The sequence below is a fragment of the Thalassospira sp. MCCC 1A02491 genome (assembly GCF_001613785.1).
In the GTDB taxonomy this organism is placed as follows: domain Bacteria; phylum Pseudomonadota; class Alphaproteobacteria; order Rhodospirillales; family Thalassospiraceae; genus Thalassospira; species Thalassospira povalilytica.
Genome location: NZ_LPVX01000032.1, coordinates 62,380 through 77,399, shown reverse-complemented (window position 1 = coordinate 77,399; position 15,020 = coordinate 62,380). Strand labels below are relative to the sequence as shown.

13 protein-coding genes are annotated in these 15,020 nt (G+C 54.9%); 2 read left to right on the top strand and 11 right to left on the bottom strand.

The features are described 5' to 3' along the window. Position 1: 1 nt before the first annotated feature. From AUQ42_RS14490 to nadB, 3 genes are all read right to left on the bottom strand, one after another. Positions 2-1,072, bottom strand: a complete 1,071-nt coding sequence (locus tag AUQ42_RS14490) for a sensor domain-containing diguanylate cyclase (protein WP_156480890.1) — start codon at positions 1,070-1,072, stop codon at positions 2-4. 101 nt (positions 1,073-1,173) lie between these two features. Further along, entirely contained in the window at positions 1,174-1,626 is a 453-nt protein-coding gene (locus AUQ42_RS14485) for an MOSC domain-containing protein (RefSeq protein WP_068519805.1), read from the bottom strand. A gap of 68 nt (positions 1,627-1,694) precedes the next feature. After that, a complete protein-coding gene (gene nadB / locus AUQ42_RS14480; RefSeq protein ID WP_068519804.1) occupies positions 1,695-3,341 on the bottom strand; it encodes an L-aspartate oxidase in 1,647 nt (548 codons plus the stop codon). Between the two features lie 237 nt (positions 3,342-3,578). On the opposite strand from nadB, the gene AUQ42_RS14475 reads away from it, so the two are divergent. Further along, positions 3,579-3,989, top strand: a complete 411-nt coding sequence (locus AUQ42_RS14475; protein WP_231856783.1) for a GFA family protein — start codon at positions 3,579-3,581, stop codon at positions 3,987-3,989. Here the strand turns inward: AUQ42_RS14475 and AUQ42_RS14470 are convergent. The 8 genes from AUQ42_RS14470 to AUQ42_RS14435 all read right to left on the bottom strand — a co-directional run bounded on the left by AUQ42_RS14470 (position 3,980) and on the right by AUQ42_RS14435 (position 13,386). Then, positions 3,980-4,951, bottom strand: a complete 972-nt coding sequence (locus AUQ42_RS14470) for an SAM-dependent methyltransferase (protein ID WP_231856782.1) — start codon at positions 4,949-4,951, stop codon at positions 3,980-3,982. The genes AUQ42_RS14475 and AUQ42_RS14470 overlap by 10 nt on opposite strands. A 105-nt stretch (positions 4,952-5,056) precedes the next feature. Then, positions 5,057-6,358 (bottom strand): esterase-like activity of phytase family protein, encoded by a 1,302-nt coding sequence (locus tag AUQ42_RS14465; RefSeq protein WP_068519802.1) that lies wholly within the window; start codon positions 6,356-6,358, stop codon positions 5,057-5,059. 169 nt (positions 6,359-6,527) lie between these two features. After that, complete coding sequence (locus AUQ42_RS14460; protein ID WP_068519801.1) at positions 6,528-7,136, bottom strand: flavin reductase family protein; 609 nt, start codon at positions 7,134-7,136, stop codon at positions 6,528-6,530. A gap of 49 nt (positions 7,137-7,185) precedes the next feature. After that, a complete protein-coding gene (locus AUQ42_RS14455) occupies positions 7,186-8,475 on the bottom strand; it encodes an amidohydrolase family protein (protein WP_068519800.1) in 1,290 nt (429 codons plus the stop codon). A 48-nt stretch (positions 8,476-8,523) separates the two neighbouring features. Next, a complete protein-coding gene (locus tag AUQ42_RS14450) occupies positions 8,524-9,465 on the bottom strand; it encodes an ABC transporter permease (RefSeq protein ID WP_068519799.1) in 942 nt (313 codons plus the stop codon). 11 nt (positions 9,466-9,476) lie between these two features. After that, positions 9,477-10,544 (bottom strand): ABC transporter permease, encoded by a 1,068-nt coding sequence (locus AUQ42_RS14445; RefSeq protein ID WP_068519798.1) that lies wholly within the window; start codon positions 10,542-10,544, stop codon positions 9,477-9,479. Further along, positions 10,541-12,151 carry an ABC transporter ATP-binding protein gene (locus tag AUQ42_RS14440; protein ID WP_068519797.1) on the bottom strand — a complete coding sequence of 537 codons (1,611 nt, stop codon included), beginning with the start codon at positions 12,149-12,151 and terminating at the stop codon, positions 10,541-10,543. Before AUQ42_RS14440 ends, AUQ42_RS14445 begins: the two co-directional genes overlap by 4 nt. Before the next feature lie 230 nt (positions 12,152-12,381). Next, positions 12,382-13,386, bottom strand: a complete 1,005-nt coding sequence (locus tag AUQ42_RS14435) for a BMP family protein (protein ID WP_068519796.1) — start codon at positions 13,384-13,386, stop codon at positions 12,382-12,384. Positions 13,387-13,873: 487 nt separating this feature from the next. Here AUQ42_RS14435 and AUQ42_RS14430 point away from each other — a divergent pair, with 487 nt between their 5' ends. After that, positions 13,874-14,974 carry a site-specific DNA-methyltransferase gene (locus tag AUQ42_RS14430; protein ID WP_114113140.1) on the top strand — a complete coding sequence of 367 codons (1,101 nt, stop codon included), beginning with the start codon at positions 13,874-13,876 and terminating at the stop codon, positions 14,972-14,974. Positions 14,975-15,020: the final 46 nt, after the last annotated feature.

Genomic DNA, 15,020 nt, shown 5'->3' with positions numbered 1-15,020 from the left:
GTCAAACCGGTTGGTCTGGTGCAGGAAGGGCGCGATAAACAACGTTTTCAAACCCGTCTGCCTTGGCCTGATCCATGGCATTTGCCGCATGTTCAAGGATCCGGTTGGCTTTGAAATGCAGTTTGGTGTCGGGATCGGCCCAGGTGGCGCCGACACTGATGGTGATGCGGACAGGAACGCCTTCCATGTCGGTAAAGCGGCATTGTTCGCGCACCGTATCGCACAGCTTGAAGCCAAGGAAACTTGTCTGTTCCTGACGCACACCGGGCATCAGACAGGCAAAGCCGCATTCATCAACCCGCCCGACAACGTCGCGGTCACGCAACGATGATGTGATAACCGACGCAATCGCCTGAACGATCCGGTTGACGGTGTCCTTGCCATAGGTTTGCAGCAGTCTTTCGTGGTCATCAATTTCAAACCGATAGATCGCAAGACTGTCATGCTTGAGACGGGCATTGATCAGTTCGCGGTGCAGGAATTCCTTCATCCCGACGTCATTCCAGGTCCGCGTCATCGGATCGATCAGCAATTCATGTTTGGCCGGATCAAGATCATCAAGAACCTGCTGCGGGGTTCTTGCGCCATAGCGCAGGGCAATCGCGGTTTCCGCCCAATGGCCCAGATCTTCAAGAATCTGAAGGTCTTCCTCGCTGAAATGGCGGGTTTGGGTATCGACCACGCACAATGCGCCGATCTTGAAGCCATCCGGATTGGTCAGCGGCACACCGGCATAGGCACGCACATTGGGAATGCCGGTGACAAGCGGGCTGTCGTGGAACCGTTCGTCATGTTCGGCATCCTCGACGACAAATGTCTTGTCACCCAGAATGGCATGACCACAGAACGAAATGTCGCGCGGGGTTTCCGATGTCGGCTGATTGATGTTGGATTTGAAAAACTGGCGATCATTATCAAGAAGAGATATCGCCACGATTTCCGATCCGAAAATGCGTTGGGCAACACGGGTAATACGATCAAGTTCGGGGTCGGCATCACTGGTCAGAATGCCCATGCTTTCAAGCGACTTCTGACGGGCAGCTTCATTGTCTGGTAATTCAGCTTTTTTCATCTGATCTTCCCCCCGGTTGATCAATAACCTTCGATGTAAATTCTGTTTGCCCGATACCCGATACCCGATGCCCGAATTCAAGTCCTGTGCGGTTGCGACGGTCAGGCCACCGGTATCGTGACCTGATCCCCGATCGCCAGTTCGCCGCTTTCAATTACCCGGCACGTTACCCCGCCGCGCCAGTCGGGCGTCATGGCGTCCTTTAGCCCCGGTGCGGCATCATCCATACGGTGGCAGGGATCGGTTTCCCCGGTAATTTCAAATGTTACGCTGCCGATGACAAGTTTGCTGCCCTTTTCACGGGGCAGATCAATCCCGCGCACAAACAGGTTTGCCCGCCTTGTCGTCCAGGGCAGATCAGGTTTGCTGATTTCGTTGATGGCGGCGTTCCAGCCTTCCTCAGCCAGGATCGTGACCTGCCGACGGCGCAACTTGCCGCGATAATCGCCATCAACGCCAAGTTCGGTGCTGACCTGAACCTGATCCAGTGTCTCCATCGGCGCATGGGACTTTGATTTGCGGGCAATTCCGATCAGTGTGGCGTGCGCGGTCATGGCTGGGTTCCGTTGCGGGCATCAGGGCATGTTTTGGTATGGATGGATTGGTGTCGTCAGGTTACCGGTCAGGTTTTCCACTGACCGGCAATCACCCAGCGCCCTGCAAAGTTTTCAGGCACCAGAATGGTCTGGCGCGGTGATCCGCTTTGATCAAGGTCGGGATAATCGGTGGTGTAATGCAAACCACGGCTTTCGCGGCGCCACAGGGCCGATTGAATGATCAGCTTGGCCACCACTGACAGGTTACGCAGTTCCAGAAGGTCATTGGTGACACGGAAATTGCCGTAATATTCGTCAATTTCCGACAACAGCAAATCAACACGGTGCTGGGCGCGCTGCACACGTTTGGTGGTGCGCACGATGCCGACGAAATCCCACATCACGTTGCGCAACTGTTCCCAGTTATGGGCAACAATGACTTCCTCGTCGGAATCGGTGATGCCGGTTTCATCCCAATCGGGGATCGGTTTGAAATGATCTTCGACCGGAAGCGCTTCGATAATGTCATTGGCCGCGGCCTCGCCAAAGACCAGACATTCCAGAAGCGAGTTGGATGCCAGACGGTTCGCACCATGAAGGCCGGTGCCCGCACATTCACCGATCGCATAAAGCCCGGTCAAATCGGTGCGCCCGCGCAGATCGGTCAGAACCCCGCCACAGGTGTAATGGGCGGCCGGAACAACCGGGATCGGCTGTTTGGTCATGTCGATGCCATAACCAAGGCAGGTTTCATAAATCGTCGGGAAGTGTTCCTTGATGAAATCCTTACCCTTGTGCGTGATGTCGAGATAGACGCAATCAGCACCCAGACGCTTCATTTCATGGTCAATGGCGCGTGCGACAATATCACGCGGAGCCAGTTCACCACGGTCGTCAAACCGGTCCATGAACCGTGTGCCGTCTGGCAACAGCAACTTGCCGCCTTCGCCGCGCACGGCCTCGGTGATCAGGAATGATTTGGCCTGCGGGTGATAAAGACAGGTCGGGTGGAACTGGCTGAATTCCATGTTCATCACACGGCAACCCGCACGCCATGCCATGGCGATACCATCCCCGGTCGATCCGTCCGGGTTGGATGTGAAACGGTAAACCTTGCTGGCACCACCGGTTGCCAGAACAACCGTGCGGGCATTGAATGATTTTACCTTGCCGGTTTCAAGATCAAGCGCATAGGCACCGATGCAACGCCGGCCTTCGCCGCCGAATTTGCGATCAGTGACCAGATCAATCGCCAGATAGTTTTCAAAAATCTTGATGTTCGGATGATTGACCGCCTGGCTTTGCAGGGTGGTCTGAACCGCACGGCCGGTGGCGTCGGCGGCATGGACGATGCGCCGGTGGCTGTGCCCGCCTTCGCGGGTCAGATGGAATGGCTGACTGTTGTCGCCATCAGGATCACGGGTCAGCTGAATGCCAAGTTCGTCAAGCCAGGCAATCGCACGCGGCGCATTGGCGGCAACGAATTCAACGGTTTCACGTTTGCACAGATCGGCACCGGCAATCAGGGTATCGCGAACATGGTTTTCGATGCTGTCAGTCGCATCAAGAACCGCTGCGATCCCGCCCTGGGCCCAGTTTGTCGATCCGTCATCGATCTTGCCCTTGGACAGGACAGCGACCTTTACATGCGGGGCGAGTTTAAGTGCAGTGGACAGACCGGCAGCACCACTACCGATGACAAGCACATCATAATGGAAAGAATTTTCGGACATTTTATCCCATCACTTTCGGGCGGGGTCAGATGGCAGGGAATGGCGCGGTGGCGTCATCATCTGGCTCCGAACAGAAGCCGCAGAATAGGACTGCTTTTCATCAATCTCAAACATATTTGTCTGAAATGGTGTGATGAATACGGGGTGAACGGAAAGTCTGTGTCACAGTGCTTGCATTATCGGCACACCATGACAGATAAAAAAGGAACCATTCATCACCGATTGGGGGAGGTCGCGGTGAACAAACACTCAGCCGAAAAAACCGGCTATCACGGCGGATGCCATTGCGGTGCCGTGCGCTATCAAATCAATGGACCGGTCGATGATACGGTCATGTGCCATTGCAATCTGTGTCGCAAACTGCACGGTCATGTCAGTTCCTATGCCCGGTTTGATCGCCATCATCTTGATCTGATCCGCGATGACGGGTTGCGCTGGTATCGTTTGTCGGAAAAAACCGATCGCGGTTTTTGCAAGGAATGCGGCACCGGTTTGTTCTGGCGACCGGTGCGCACCGATCATATGGCGGTGATGCCAGGGACCCTTGATGATAGCGCTAACATGACGACAGCCGGTCAGATTTTCTGTGCGGACAAAGGTGACTATTACCCGCTTGATCCGGCGATCAAGCAGCTTGATCAATCCTGATCGGTAACGCCGGGCACCTTCATCCAGGTCAGTTCGTGCTTGTTGTTATACAAATGCACGACCTTTGATCCGGGAATATCGGCAAACTGGGTGATGGCGGAATAATCCGTATCGCCCTGCAATTTGATGGTGCAGATAAAGTTGGTCGCCATGCCGGTTTCCATCCACTGATTGACCAGTGTGAACAGGCGATCCGGATAACAAATCACGTCCGAGCACAGCCAGTCGATATGGCCGATTTCTTGCGGATTGAGGCCAAAGGCACTTTCCTGACGGAAATCAACGCGCGGCAAGTTGGCAATTTTGCTGTCCAGCCGCGCCTTGTCGATGGAAATGACATCGGTGCCAAATTCATGCAGAACCCAGGTCCATCCACCCGGGCTTCCGCCCAGATCCATGGTGCGTTGTCCTGGCTGCGGATAGGCACCAAGCCGTGTGAAGGCTTCCCACAGTTTCAGGTACGCGCGGTTGGGCGGAGTGACCTTGTCTTCTTCAAATTCGACATCGCCGTTTTTCCAGGGGCTGGAGCAATCAGCCGATGCGATGATCGTATCGGGATCAGTCAGCGTCCATGAACCAAGCGGCGCGGTCGGGGCCGGTTCGCCAAATACCTGACGCTTCGCCGATACATGGGGCAGGTGCCCTTCGATCAGCTTGGCGCGGGAAAAATGATCAAACTTGAACAGAGCCCAGTTGCGCTGATTGAATTTCAGGATCTTGGCAGCACCCTTGATCGACGGGATGGCAATCCGGACCGGATTGCGCCAAACATTCTGCGCCCAGAAAACGCGGCGTTCCGGGCCGGGTGCGAACATCAACCGGTCATGGCGTTCAATGACATCGCCCAGTTCATTGAACAGCTGATCCTCAAACCCGACAGGGGCGAGGTAGCCGGTTGCATCCATGGGTTCAATAACGGCATCGATGCCGTCCGGGGTGTCGAATGTCTGTGTGTTTGTCATCATGGGCCTGCTTTTACGCCCATTTCAGCCAATAAAAAAGCAGGAAAGCTGCATAACAGCTTTCCTGCCGCGATGTGACGGTTGCCAAGGTGGCAACAGATCAAATCAGAATTTGTCGGCCTGAACCAGACCGTCAATCAGGATCACCTTGGTCGGGTCGCCCTTGATGCCGAAATCATTGTCATTGATCATGGCAAGTGCGCCGTCGCCCATGATGGCAAGGCCTTCAAGCTTGTTCGGTGCTTCCGGGTAATCGGCACTGTCAAAGCGAAGGGTCTTGTTCACCGCAACCAGATCAATGGTCGACAGATCATTTTGCTGTTCAAGCGACGGGCTGGTGGACATGTCATCCCAGCGGCTTGCAAGGATGTTGGTCGCGCCATCAAGCTTGATTTCATGCAGTTTGGTGGTCTTGTCGGTCCGTTCGAGAACCAGCAGACGGTCATTGCCAAGGGCAAGGACTTCGGAAATGCGCGGGGCATTCTGTTTCTTGGACGGATCGTTGCGGAAGGTCTGCGGATCATCAAGCTGATAGATATATTCGCCAGTCAGCTTCTGTGCCACACGGTCATAAACGAACAGACGGGTGTTCTTGGCCGCCTTGTAGGCATCTGCATTCGGGTTCGCAAGCGGGTTCTGAACCATGAAATACAGCTTGGTTTCGTCTGGTGACACGGCCATGGATTCAATGCCGCGGTTGGTCTGGCGCGTCACCAGAATGGCCGGAAGTCCGCCCGATACCTTATACGCGGCACCATCGAAATCTTTTTCCGATCCGGCCGGAACGATGCGTTCGATCACGGTGCCGTCTGCGGCAACATGCAAAACGGACGGGCCGTTTTCTTCCCCAATCCAGTAGGTGCCATCAGACAGGCGAATGATGCCTTCGGCATCGATTGACGATACGGACTGTTCAAGCGGGTTGCCGTTGGCATCAACCGGCTTTTCGGTTTTGGCAACGGTCAGCTTGTTGGTCAGGCCGGTCAGCGGAACACCATTCTGATCCTTGATGGTGATGACATCCTTGATGTCAAAGCTTCCATCGTCATTGAGGAAAATGGTGTAGATTGACGGGGAATAATCCGGGGTCGGATAGATACGGACTTTCTTGCCTTTGCAAACCACGTCTTCGGCAACACCAAGAACGTCCTGAACGTCACCACAAACAAAGTTCGGGCCGCGGTCGGAAACGGCATAGAACATGTTGGCAGGATCACCCGGGCGACGATATGCGCCAGAACCCAGACCAACGGTCAGGTCACGGGCCTTGCCGCCATCAACCATCACGGTCGAAAGATTGTTGATCGCGCTTTTGGTTTCAAAAACCCTGGCGTCCCCTGCCATGGCCGAGCTGGCGAGAAGCAAGGCTGCAAAGCCGGCAACGCCCGCTGCAAACGTCCGTTTCATGGAATAAATCCCCCACAGAAAAATCTAAAAAAAAGTGCAAGAACCCACAGCTCAAGCCCGTAAATGTTCGAGCGAACTGTGTTCTTGTTCACATTAGAGATTCTCTGTGACAGTTTGTTTGCGCTTGCGCGTCGTTTTGATGAAACCAATCAACCGGTTAACGGATTTTCTATTTCCAGAAATCCTCGCGGCGGACCGTAAAGGTTTCCGATACGCTGGCATATTCCTGATAGCCAAGCCGGGCCAGCGGTTCAAACAGCGTGATATCGACCATGCCATCGCGAATAATGTCATCATCAATGTGCAAGCCGACCACAGTGCCGATCACCATCGCACAGGGCCGTTTATCGGGAAAGGCACTGGGCAGATCGACAATCTGATAGACCGTGCATTCCATATGGATCGGAACACCCTTGATCAGATGCGGCTTGACGCATTTGGCCGGAAGCTTTTCAAGCCCGGCATATTCAAATTCGTCTTCACCGGGCGGCAGGGGGGACGAGGAAAAATTCAGTTCCTTAAGCATCGCACGCGGGGCAACACCGACAACAAATTCGCCGGTATCGCGGGCGTTTTGCAGACTGTCAATCGAACCACCAGACGAGAACATCACCATCGGCGGGGTGCCAAGCACCGCATTGAAAAACGAATAGGGCGCCAGGTTGGGACGCCCGTTCTTATCAAGGGTCGAAACCCAGCCGATCGGACGCGGCGCCACACAGGCCTTGAACGGATCATGGGGCAGGTTATGTGGCGTTTTTCCCGGTTCATAGAACATGGCGGCATCCGTTCAGCAGCAGGTTGTCTTCAAATCCGAACCGGACCAATTACTGGCCCGGCGCATATTCATGTTCACGCACATGATCCGGACGGTCGGCCAGATGCAGGCGGGTCTGGGCCATCGGCGTTTCGGCAATGATTTTGCCGCGCCGAATGACAAACAGACGATTGGCCCGCATCCGGATGGCTTCAATCGTATCGCGGGCTTGCAGGATAACGAAATCGGCATTGTTGCCAACCTCGATGCCATAACCTTCAAGGCCCAAAATCCTGGCCGGTTCCTTGGTCACGGCATCAAAGCAGGCCCGGATATCATCACGTGATGTCATCTGGGCAACATGAAGCCCCATCGATGCGACTTCAAGCATGTCACCCGACCCCATCGAATACCAGGGATCCATCACGCAATCATGGCCGAACGCCACGGTCAGGCCCGCCTTGCGCAGTTCCGGCACACGGGTCATGCCGCGGCGTTTGGGATAGGTATCATGACGGCCCTGAAGGGTGATGTTGATCAACGGGTTGGCAATGGCGGAAACTTCGGCCTCGGCCATCAGGGCAATCAGTTTGGACACATAGTAATTATCCATCGAATGCATCGATGTCAGGTGCGATCCGGCAACGCGCCCCTGAAGCCCAAGACGCTGGGTTTCATAAGCCAACATTTCGATATGACGCGACAGCGGGTCATCTGATTCGTCGCAATGCATATCGACCATCAGGCCACGGTCGGCCGCCATTTCGCAAAGTTCCGCAATGCTTTGTGCACCGTCGGCCATGGTTCGTTCGAAATGCGGAATGCCGCCGACAACATCAACGCCCTTGTCCAGCGCGCGGATGGTGTTTTCCTTGGCTGTTTTGCTACGCAAATAACCATCCTGCGGGAAGGCAACCAGTTGCAGATCGATATAGGGTGCGACCTGTTTTTTAACTTCAAGCAACGCATCAACCGCAAGCAAACGGTCATCACAAACATCAACGTGACTGCGAATGGCAAGCAGGCCCTTGGATACCGCAAGGTCGCAATATTTAAGGGCGCGTTCAATCACCGCTTCGGGTGTCAGAAGCGGTTTAAGTTCGCCCCAAAGTGCGATGCCTTCCAGCAGGGTGCCCGACTCATTCATGCGCGGCAGACCAAGCGACAGGGTGGCATCCATGTGGAAATGACTGTCGACAAAAGGTGGACTGACCAGCATGCCGCCGCAATCGATTTCTTCGGTCGCGGGGATGTTCAGGTTCTGGCCAATCTCGACAATCTTTCCATTGCTACAAGCGATATCAACGCCCGCCTGTCCATTGGCGATATTGGCATTTTTCAAAATCAGATCGGCTTGCATGGCGTCATCCTTGGTCTTGTGGTGGCGGTCAGAAACGGATTGGTGCGATTAACGCTGGCCCTTGAACCAGGGCACCAGAAGCGCCTTGGGATAATCGGCCTTACGGGCAACAACAATCAGGGCAATGATCGACAGGATATAGGGCATCATCAGGAAGACCTGCGATGGCAGGAATGCACCCACTTCGGTTTGCAGGCGGACCTGAAACGCATCAAAGGCCCCGAATAACAGGGCACCGATCAATGCCTTGCCCGGTCGCCAGCTTGCAAACACGGTTAGCGCAATGCAAACCCAGCCACGGCCATTGATCATGCCAAAGAAGAACGCATCAAAGGCCGACATGGTCAGAAACGCGCCGCCCAGTGCCATCAGGGACGAGCCGACAACAACCGCACCGATGCGCAGGCCATAAACCGAAAGTCCCTGTGCCTCGACCGAGGACGGGTTATCACCGACCGCACGGATCGCAAGGCCAAGTGGCGTGCGATACAGAATCCAGCCGGTAACAAACACCAGAACAAGTGCTAGCATCGTCATCGCGGTTTGTGAAAACAGCGCCTGACCGATGAATGGCAAGTCTGACAGGAACGGAATATCAAGCGGACGGAACGGTTCGATGCGCGGCGGTGACGACACATCGGGAAGGGCCGTACGATAGGTGAAATAGGAAAGGCTGGTGGCAAGAAGCGTGACGCCAATACCAGATACATGCTGACTAAGGCCAAGCGGCACTGTCAGGATCGCATGGATCAGGCCAAAGAACGCACCGGCTAAGGCGGCAACAAGCACACCACCCCAAAGCCCGGCACCAAGCCACACGGCCATCCATCCGGCCATGGCACCGGCGGTAAAGATGCCCTCGATACCAAGGTTAAGCACCCCGGCACGTTCGCAAACAAGTGCGCCCAGAACCCCGAAAATCAGCGGGGTTGCGATACGAATAGCGGCTTCCCAGAAGCTGGCAGCAAGAAGAATATCGATGATTTCCATGTCTGTTCTCCTTACCCGGCTGTCTTGCGATCAAAATGAACCGTAAACCGGGTCAAGAAGCCGCCAATCAAAACACAAAGCAACGCCATCGCCACAATCAGATCGGCCAGATAGCTTGAAACGCCAATCGCGCGGCTCATGGAATCGGCACCGACAAATACCGATGCCACAAACAGGGCCGATGCAATCACCCCGACCGGTGACAAACGCGCCAGCATGGCAACCACAATTCCGGCATAACCATATCCCGGTGACAGGTCGGTTGCGAGATATCCGCGCGTTCCGGCAACTTCGGCAACTCCGGCCAAACCGGCCAGACCACCGGAAAGGGCGGCGACAAGGATCATGGTTTTGGTGACTGAAATACCGGCGAATTTGGCGGCCGCGGCATTTTCGCCGACTGCACGAATTTCAAAGCCCCAAACAGTCCGTTTGACAAAGACGGCCAGGGCAATGGCCGACACCAGTGCGATGATCAGGCCGAAATGAACACGCATCCGTTCGATCAATGGCGGGAAAACCGCACTGTCGATAATCGGTTCGGATTGCGGCCAACCCATCGACATCGGGTCTTTAAGCGCCCCTTCAAGCATCATCTGAACAAACAGAAGAACGATGAAGTTCAAAAGAAGCGTGGTAACGACTTCATCAACACCCAACCGGGTTTTCATCAAAGTCGGGCCGATCAGCATCAGGGCACCGGCGATCATACCGGCAATCATCACGACCGGGATCATGATCCAGCTTGGACCATCAATCACACCCGATCCGATGGCCACGGCGGCCATGGCCCCCATGTAAAGCTGGCCTTCGGCACCGATATTCCAAAGCTTGGCGCGGAATGCGATGGCCGCCGCCAGACCGGTCAGGGTCAGGGGTGTCGCGCGGGTCAACATTTCGGAAATCGAAAAGACCGACCCGAATGCACCACTGATCATAAGGCCGTATGCCTTGATGATCGGGGCATCGGCCAGTGCAAGGGGAATGGCGGCCAGCAAAATGGCAATGGCAGCGGCAATGACCGGAACGCCATAGGTCAGAACAGGGCCGGGATTGGCGCGGGGTTCAAAGCGGATCATGCCGTTTCTCCCGAATGCGTGGTGGTCTTTTGGTTGGTCGGGGCATGATGGGCTTTCTTCTGGCCGGCCATCATCAATCCAAGTTCGGATCGATCAATGGTATCGGTCGCCATTGCCGGTGTGATGTGACCGGCATGGATGACGGCGATCTGATCGGAAATGGTCAGAAGTTCATCAAGGTCTTCCGAAATCAGGATCACAGCCGCCCCGTTTTGACGGGCTTCAAGCAAACGACGGTGGACCTCGGATTGTGCGCCGACATCAAGGCCGCGGGACGGCTGATTGGCAAGGATCAGTTTCGGTGATTTTTCCAGAACGCGTGCCAGAATAAGTTTCTGGATATTACCGCCCGACAACAGTCGCGCCGGGGCATCCGGGCCGGGGCAGCGCACATCATAATCGGAGATCGCGTGTTCGGCGCGTTTGCGGATTGCCTCAAAATCAAGGAAGCCGAATTTCTGATAACCGGCATTTCGGACATCTTCGATGGCGATATTTTCCGCCACCGTCATCGATCCGACCATGCCATCATGATGGCGGTCTTCGGGGATGCGGGCGATGCCGTTTTGCGCAAATTGATGGGCGTCGAATTTTTCGACCTTTTGGCCAAAAATCTCGACCGAACCGTGATCGGGTTTATCAAGGCCCGCGATCAATTGCGCAAGGGCGGCCTGACCATTGCCAGACACACCGGCAATACCCAGAATTTCGCCTTCATGGGCCGTGATGGAAACACCATGCAGCGATCGTCTTGAATCGCCACGATCAATCGTGACGTCGGAAAGGGTAAGGACCGGTTGGCCCGGTTCGCGGGCGATACGGCGACTGACCGGGACTTCGCGCCCGACCATCAATTCGGCGATGGAACGATGATCGGCATCACTTGTCATCATTTCTCCGACTTTCTTGCCGCCACGCAAAACCGCAATCCGGTGCGATACAGCCAGAACTTCGGCCAGTTTATGGGCAATGATAATCACGGCCAGACCGTTCTGGGCCAGTTTGCGAAGAACGGCAAACAGGCTGTCGGCCTCTTGCGGGGTCAGAACCGCGGTCGGCTCATCCAGAACCAGAAGCCGGGCATCGCGATAAAGGGCCTTAAGGATTTCAACGCGCTGCTTTTCACCAACGGTCAGTTTGTGAACCGGTTGATCCAGATCGACATTCAAACCCGATCCGGCCATCAATTCCGCCAGTTTGGCGCGTGCCTTGGTGCGGTCGCGGCGCAGGCGGAAAATCGGTTCGGTCCCCAGCACGATGTTATCAAGGCCGGTCAGGTTTTCGGCCAGTGTGAAATGCTGATGAACCATGCCGATCCCGGCATCCAGGGCCGCCTGCGGGGCGCCCGGTTCAAGCTGTTCAAGGTTGCCGTCGCGCGCGGCAACCGTAACCGTGCCTTCGTCCGCGACATAGTGACCGAACAAAATATTCATCAATGTGGTTTTGCCCGCGCCATTCTCGCCAAGCAGGGCAACAATTTCGCCTTTGTGGACCGTCAGGTCGATGGCGTCATTGGCAATCAGCGGGCCAAATCGTTTGGTGATGCCTGCCAGCGCAAGCAGCAGGTCTTGGGACGTTTGTTGTGATGTTTGCGCAGCAGATGACATCCGGGCATTCCGTTTTGTTTTTGCGTCACGCTGTGGGGCGAAAGGACGATGGTGCGTGACCGCAACACAAAGCGCAAGTTGATCAAACCTGCCGACTGTGCCCGGTATGCATCAAGCGCCTGAAAAGATGCGGTGACGTTCCCAAATTGTCGCAATCCCGAAATCGGGATCAAACAGATAAGGGGCAGTTCGGCTTCTACACCGAACTGCCCCTGAAATTTAAGGAAATCTTACATCGAAGATTTCGGTTCTTCGTCATTCACGTTAACGGTGAATGACCCGTCAAGGATTTCTGCCTGTTTGGCTTCGACCTTGGCGACCGTGCCTTCTGGAAGGAGGCTTGCGTCAAGAACAACACTGCCGCCACCATATTCCATATAGCTGAACTTGCCGTAATCTTCGGCTTTGAATTCACCGGCTTTGACGGCTTCGATGGCGTGGTCAATGGTTGCTTCCATGTGCCACAGTGCCGAACCAAGGATCGTGCCCGGATAATCAGCCGCAGTGTCGATCACGTTGCCAACGGCAAGAATGCCGCGTTCCTTGGCTGCATCGGAAACGCCGAAACGTTCTGCGTACATGACATCGGCACCCTTATCGATCATGGCAAAGGATGCTTCTTTTGCCTTGGGCGGGTCATACCAGCTGTTGATGAAGGTCACCATGAATTCGACATCCGGATTGACCGATTTTGCACCTTCCATGAAGGCATGCATCAGACGGTTGACTTCCGGGATGGCGAAACCGCCAACCATGCCGATTTTGTTCGATTTGGTTGCCGCACCGGCAGCCATACCAACCAGATAGCTCGGCTCGTGGATGAAGTTGTCAAACACCGAGAAATTGTCGCCATCCGGGGCAAAGCTTGACCCCATCAGGAACGCGGTGTCGGGATATTGTGCGGCAACCTTGCGTGCTGCGCGTTCAACGCCAAAGACTTCGCCAACGATCAGATCAGAACCATTTTCGGCATATTCGCGCATGACGCGCTCATAGTCGGTATTGGCGACGTTTTCGGAAAATTCATAAGAAATATCGCCACGTTCCTTGGCGGCGTTCAGCGCCTTGTGAATGCGCGAAACCCACTGCTGTTCGACCGGAACCGTATAGATTGCCGAAACTTTAAGCGGGTCGGCCTGTGCCGGTGTGCCAAAGCCAAAGGAAACCACCGCTGCTGCTGCGGCCACGGCCGAAAGCAGTGCACGACGGGAAAGGCTGAAAGTGCCAGACTTCATTTTGTCCCCCTGAAGGTTATTGCTGTTATGCGAAGTTCAACTTTTATGCATAGATTGTGGGCAGATTGTATACACGATCAGAAATGAGGCAAAGCGTGTTCTGTCCGAACGGTCAGTTTTTGTGATTTAAACCGGCCATTTAGCGCGTCCGGGTGGGGAAATACGGCTTGGCGCGTGTATAAGTGATTGTTTCTTCACCTGAAAGGCGATGGGGAACTTTCCGGGCCGGCATTTCAGGATAAGCAGACTGTTTTGGATCTGCGGAGTCCGCCCGGTCTGACCGGGGATTTGACCCTGGCGCGGTGACGGGGATTGCCGGACTGAAATCTTCCGGTTTTTGGAGCAGACCGGTTAAGATTGTCTAAACAGGTGGCGCACTTTCTAACACAATGCGAATCCTTGAAAAATTTCGGAGTCGGTTAACTCTTTCATTAACTATTTCGGTTGATGCTTTCCTCAAGATTTCGAGGGGAACCTAGAAGGCATCATGACTAAAAAAACAACTTTACCACTTGATCAGGTTCTGGTCGGCGATTGCATCGAACTGATGAACAGCCTGCCGGAAAAATCCGTTGATCTGATTTTTGCCGATCCGCCCTATAACCTGCAGCTTGGGGGGGATCTGCTGCGCCCGAACAATTCCAAGGTCGATGCAGTTGACGACCATTGGGATCAGTTCGACAGTTTCCGTCATTATGACGAATTCACCCGTGACTGGCTGACCGCCGCACGCCGGGTGTTGAAAGATACCGGTGCGATCTGGGTGATCGGCTCGTATCACAACATTTACCGCGTCGGTAACATGCTTCAGGATATCGGGTACTGGATCCTCAATGATATTGTCTGGCGCAAGACCAACCCGATGCCGAATTTCCGCGGCAAACGTTTCTGCAATGCGCATGAAACGCTTCTGTGGTGTTCCAAAAGCGAAGAACAAAAAGCCATCACCTTTAACTACGAAGCGATGAAGCAGCTTAATGAAGGCTTGCAGATGCGCTCTGACTGGTTGATGCCGATTTGCTCCGGCTCGGAACGTCTCAAGGATGAAAAGGGCAAAAAGGTCCATCCGACCCAGAAACCCGAAGCCCTGCTTCAGCGTGTTCTGATGGCAACCACCCGCCAGGGGGATGTGGTTCTTGACCCGTTCTTTGGCACGGGCACGACCGGTGCTGCTGCGCGCCGTCTGGGCCGTCACTTCATCGGGCTTGAGCGCGAGGAAACCTATGCGGAAGCCGCGCGTGACCGCATCGCCAAGGTCCAGATGCTTGATGGTGACAGCCTGGAACTGACCGAATCGAAACGCGCCTTGCCGCGGATTCCGTTCGGTGCGGTCATCGAACGCGGTCTGTTGTCGCCGGGCGACAAAATCTATGACAACCGCGGAAATGTTGCGGCGCTGGTGCGTGCGGATGGCTCGATCAGCCATAAGGACAATGCCGGCTCGATCCATCAGATCGGTGCACATGTTCAGGGTGCACAGGCTTGTAATGGCTGGACTTATTGGCATTACAAGTGTGACGGACGTCTGGTGTCGATCGACAATCTGCGCAGTCAGCTGCGCAAGGAAATGGGACAGGTCCCCGCCTGATCCTGATCGGATTTTCCGATTAAATTTTTGATGCCCAAAGCCGGTG

Excerpts from the sequence above, each read along its gene's own strand:
- AUQ42_RS14470 (WP_231856782.1), bottom strand. The coding sequence starts at position 4,951 with ATGACAAACACACAGACATTCGACACCCCGGACGGCATCGATGCCGTT.
- AUQ42_RS14490 (WP_156480890.1), bottom strand. The coding sequence starts at position 1,072 with ATGAAAAAAGCTGAATTACCAGACAATGAAGCTGCCCGTCAGAAGTCG.
- AUQ42_RS14430 (WP_114113140.1), top strand. The coding sequence starts at position 13,874 with ATGACTAAAAAAACAACTTTACCACTTGATCAGGTTCTGGTCGGCGAT.
- AUQ42_RS14450 (WP_068519799.1), bottom strand. The coding sequence starts at position 9,465 with ATGGAAATCATCGATATTCTTCTTGCTGCCAGCTTCTGGGAAGCCGCT.
- AUQ42_RS14460 (WP_068519801.1), bottom strand. The coding sequence starts at position 7,136 with ATGTTCTATGAACCGGGAAAAACGCCACATAACCTGCCCCATGATCCG.
- AUQ42_RS14445 (WP_068519798.1), bottom strand. The coding sequence starts at position 10,544 with ATGATCCGCTTTGAACCCCGCGCCAATCCCGGCCCTGTTCTGACCTAT.
- AUQ42_RS14455 (WP_068519800.1), bottom strand. The coding sequence starts at position 8,475 with ATGCAAGCCGATCTGATTTTGAAAAATGCCAATATCGCCAATGGACAG.
- AUQ42_RS14465 (WP_068519802.1), bottom strand. The coding sequence starts at position 6,358 with ATGAAACGGACGTTTGCAGCGGGCGTTGCCGGCTTTGCAGCCTTGCTT.
- AUQ42_RS14440 (WP_068519797.1), bottom strand. The coding sequence starts at position 12,151 with ATGTCATCTGCTGCGCAAACATCACAACAAACGTCCCAAGACCTGCTG.
- AUQ42_RS14435 (WP_068519796.1), bottom strand. The coding sequence starts at position 13,386 with ATGAAGTCTGGCACTTTCAGCCTTTCCCGTCGTGCACTGCTTTCGGCC.
- AUQ42_RS14485 (WP_068519805.1), bottom strand. The coding sequence starts at position 1,626 with ATGACCGCGCACGCCACACTGATCGGAATTGCCCGCAAATCAAAGTCC.
- nadB (WP_068519804.1), bottom strand. The coding sequence starts at position 3,341 with ATGTCCGAAAATTCTTTCCATTATGATGTGCTTGTCATCGGTAGTGGT.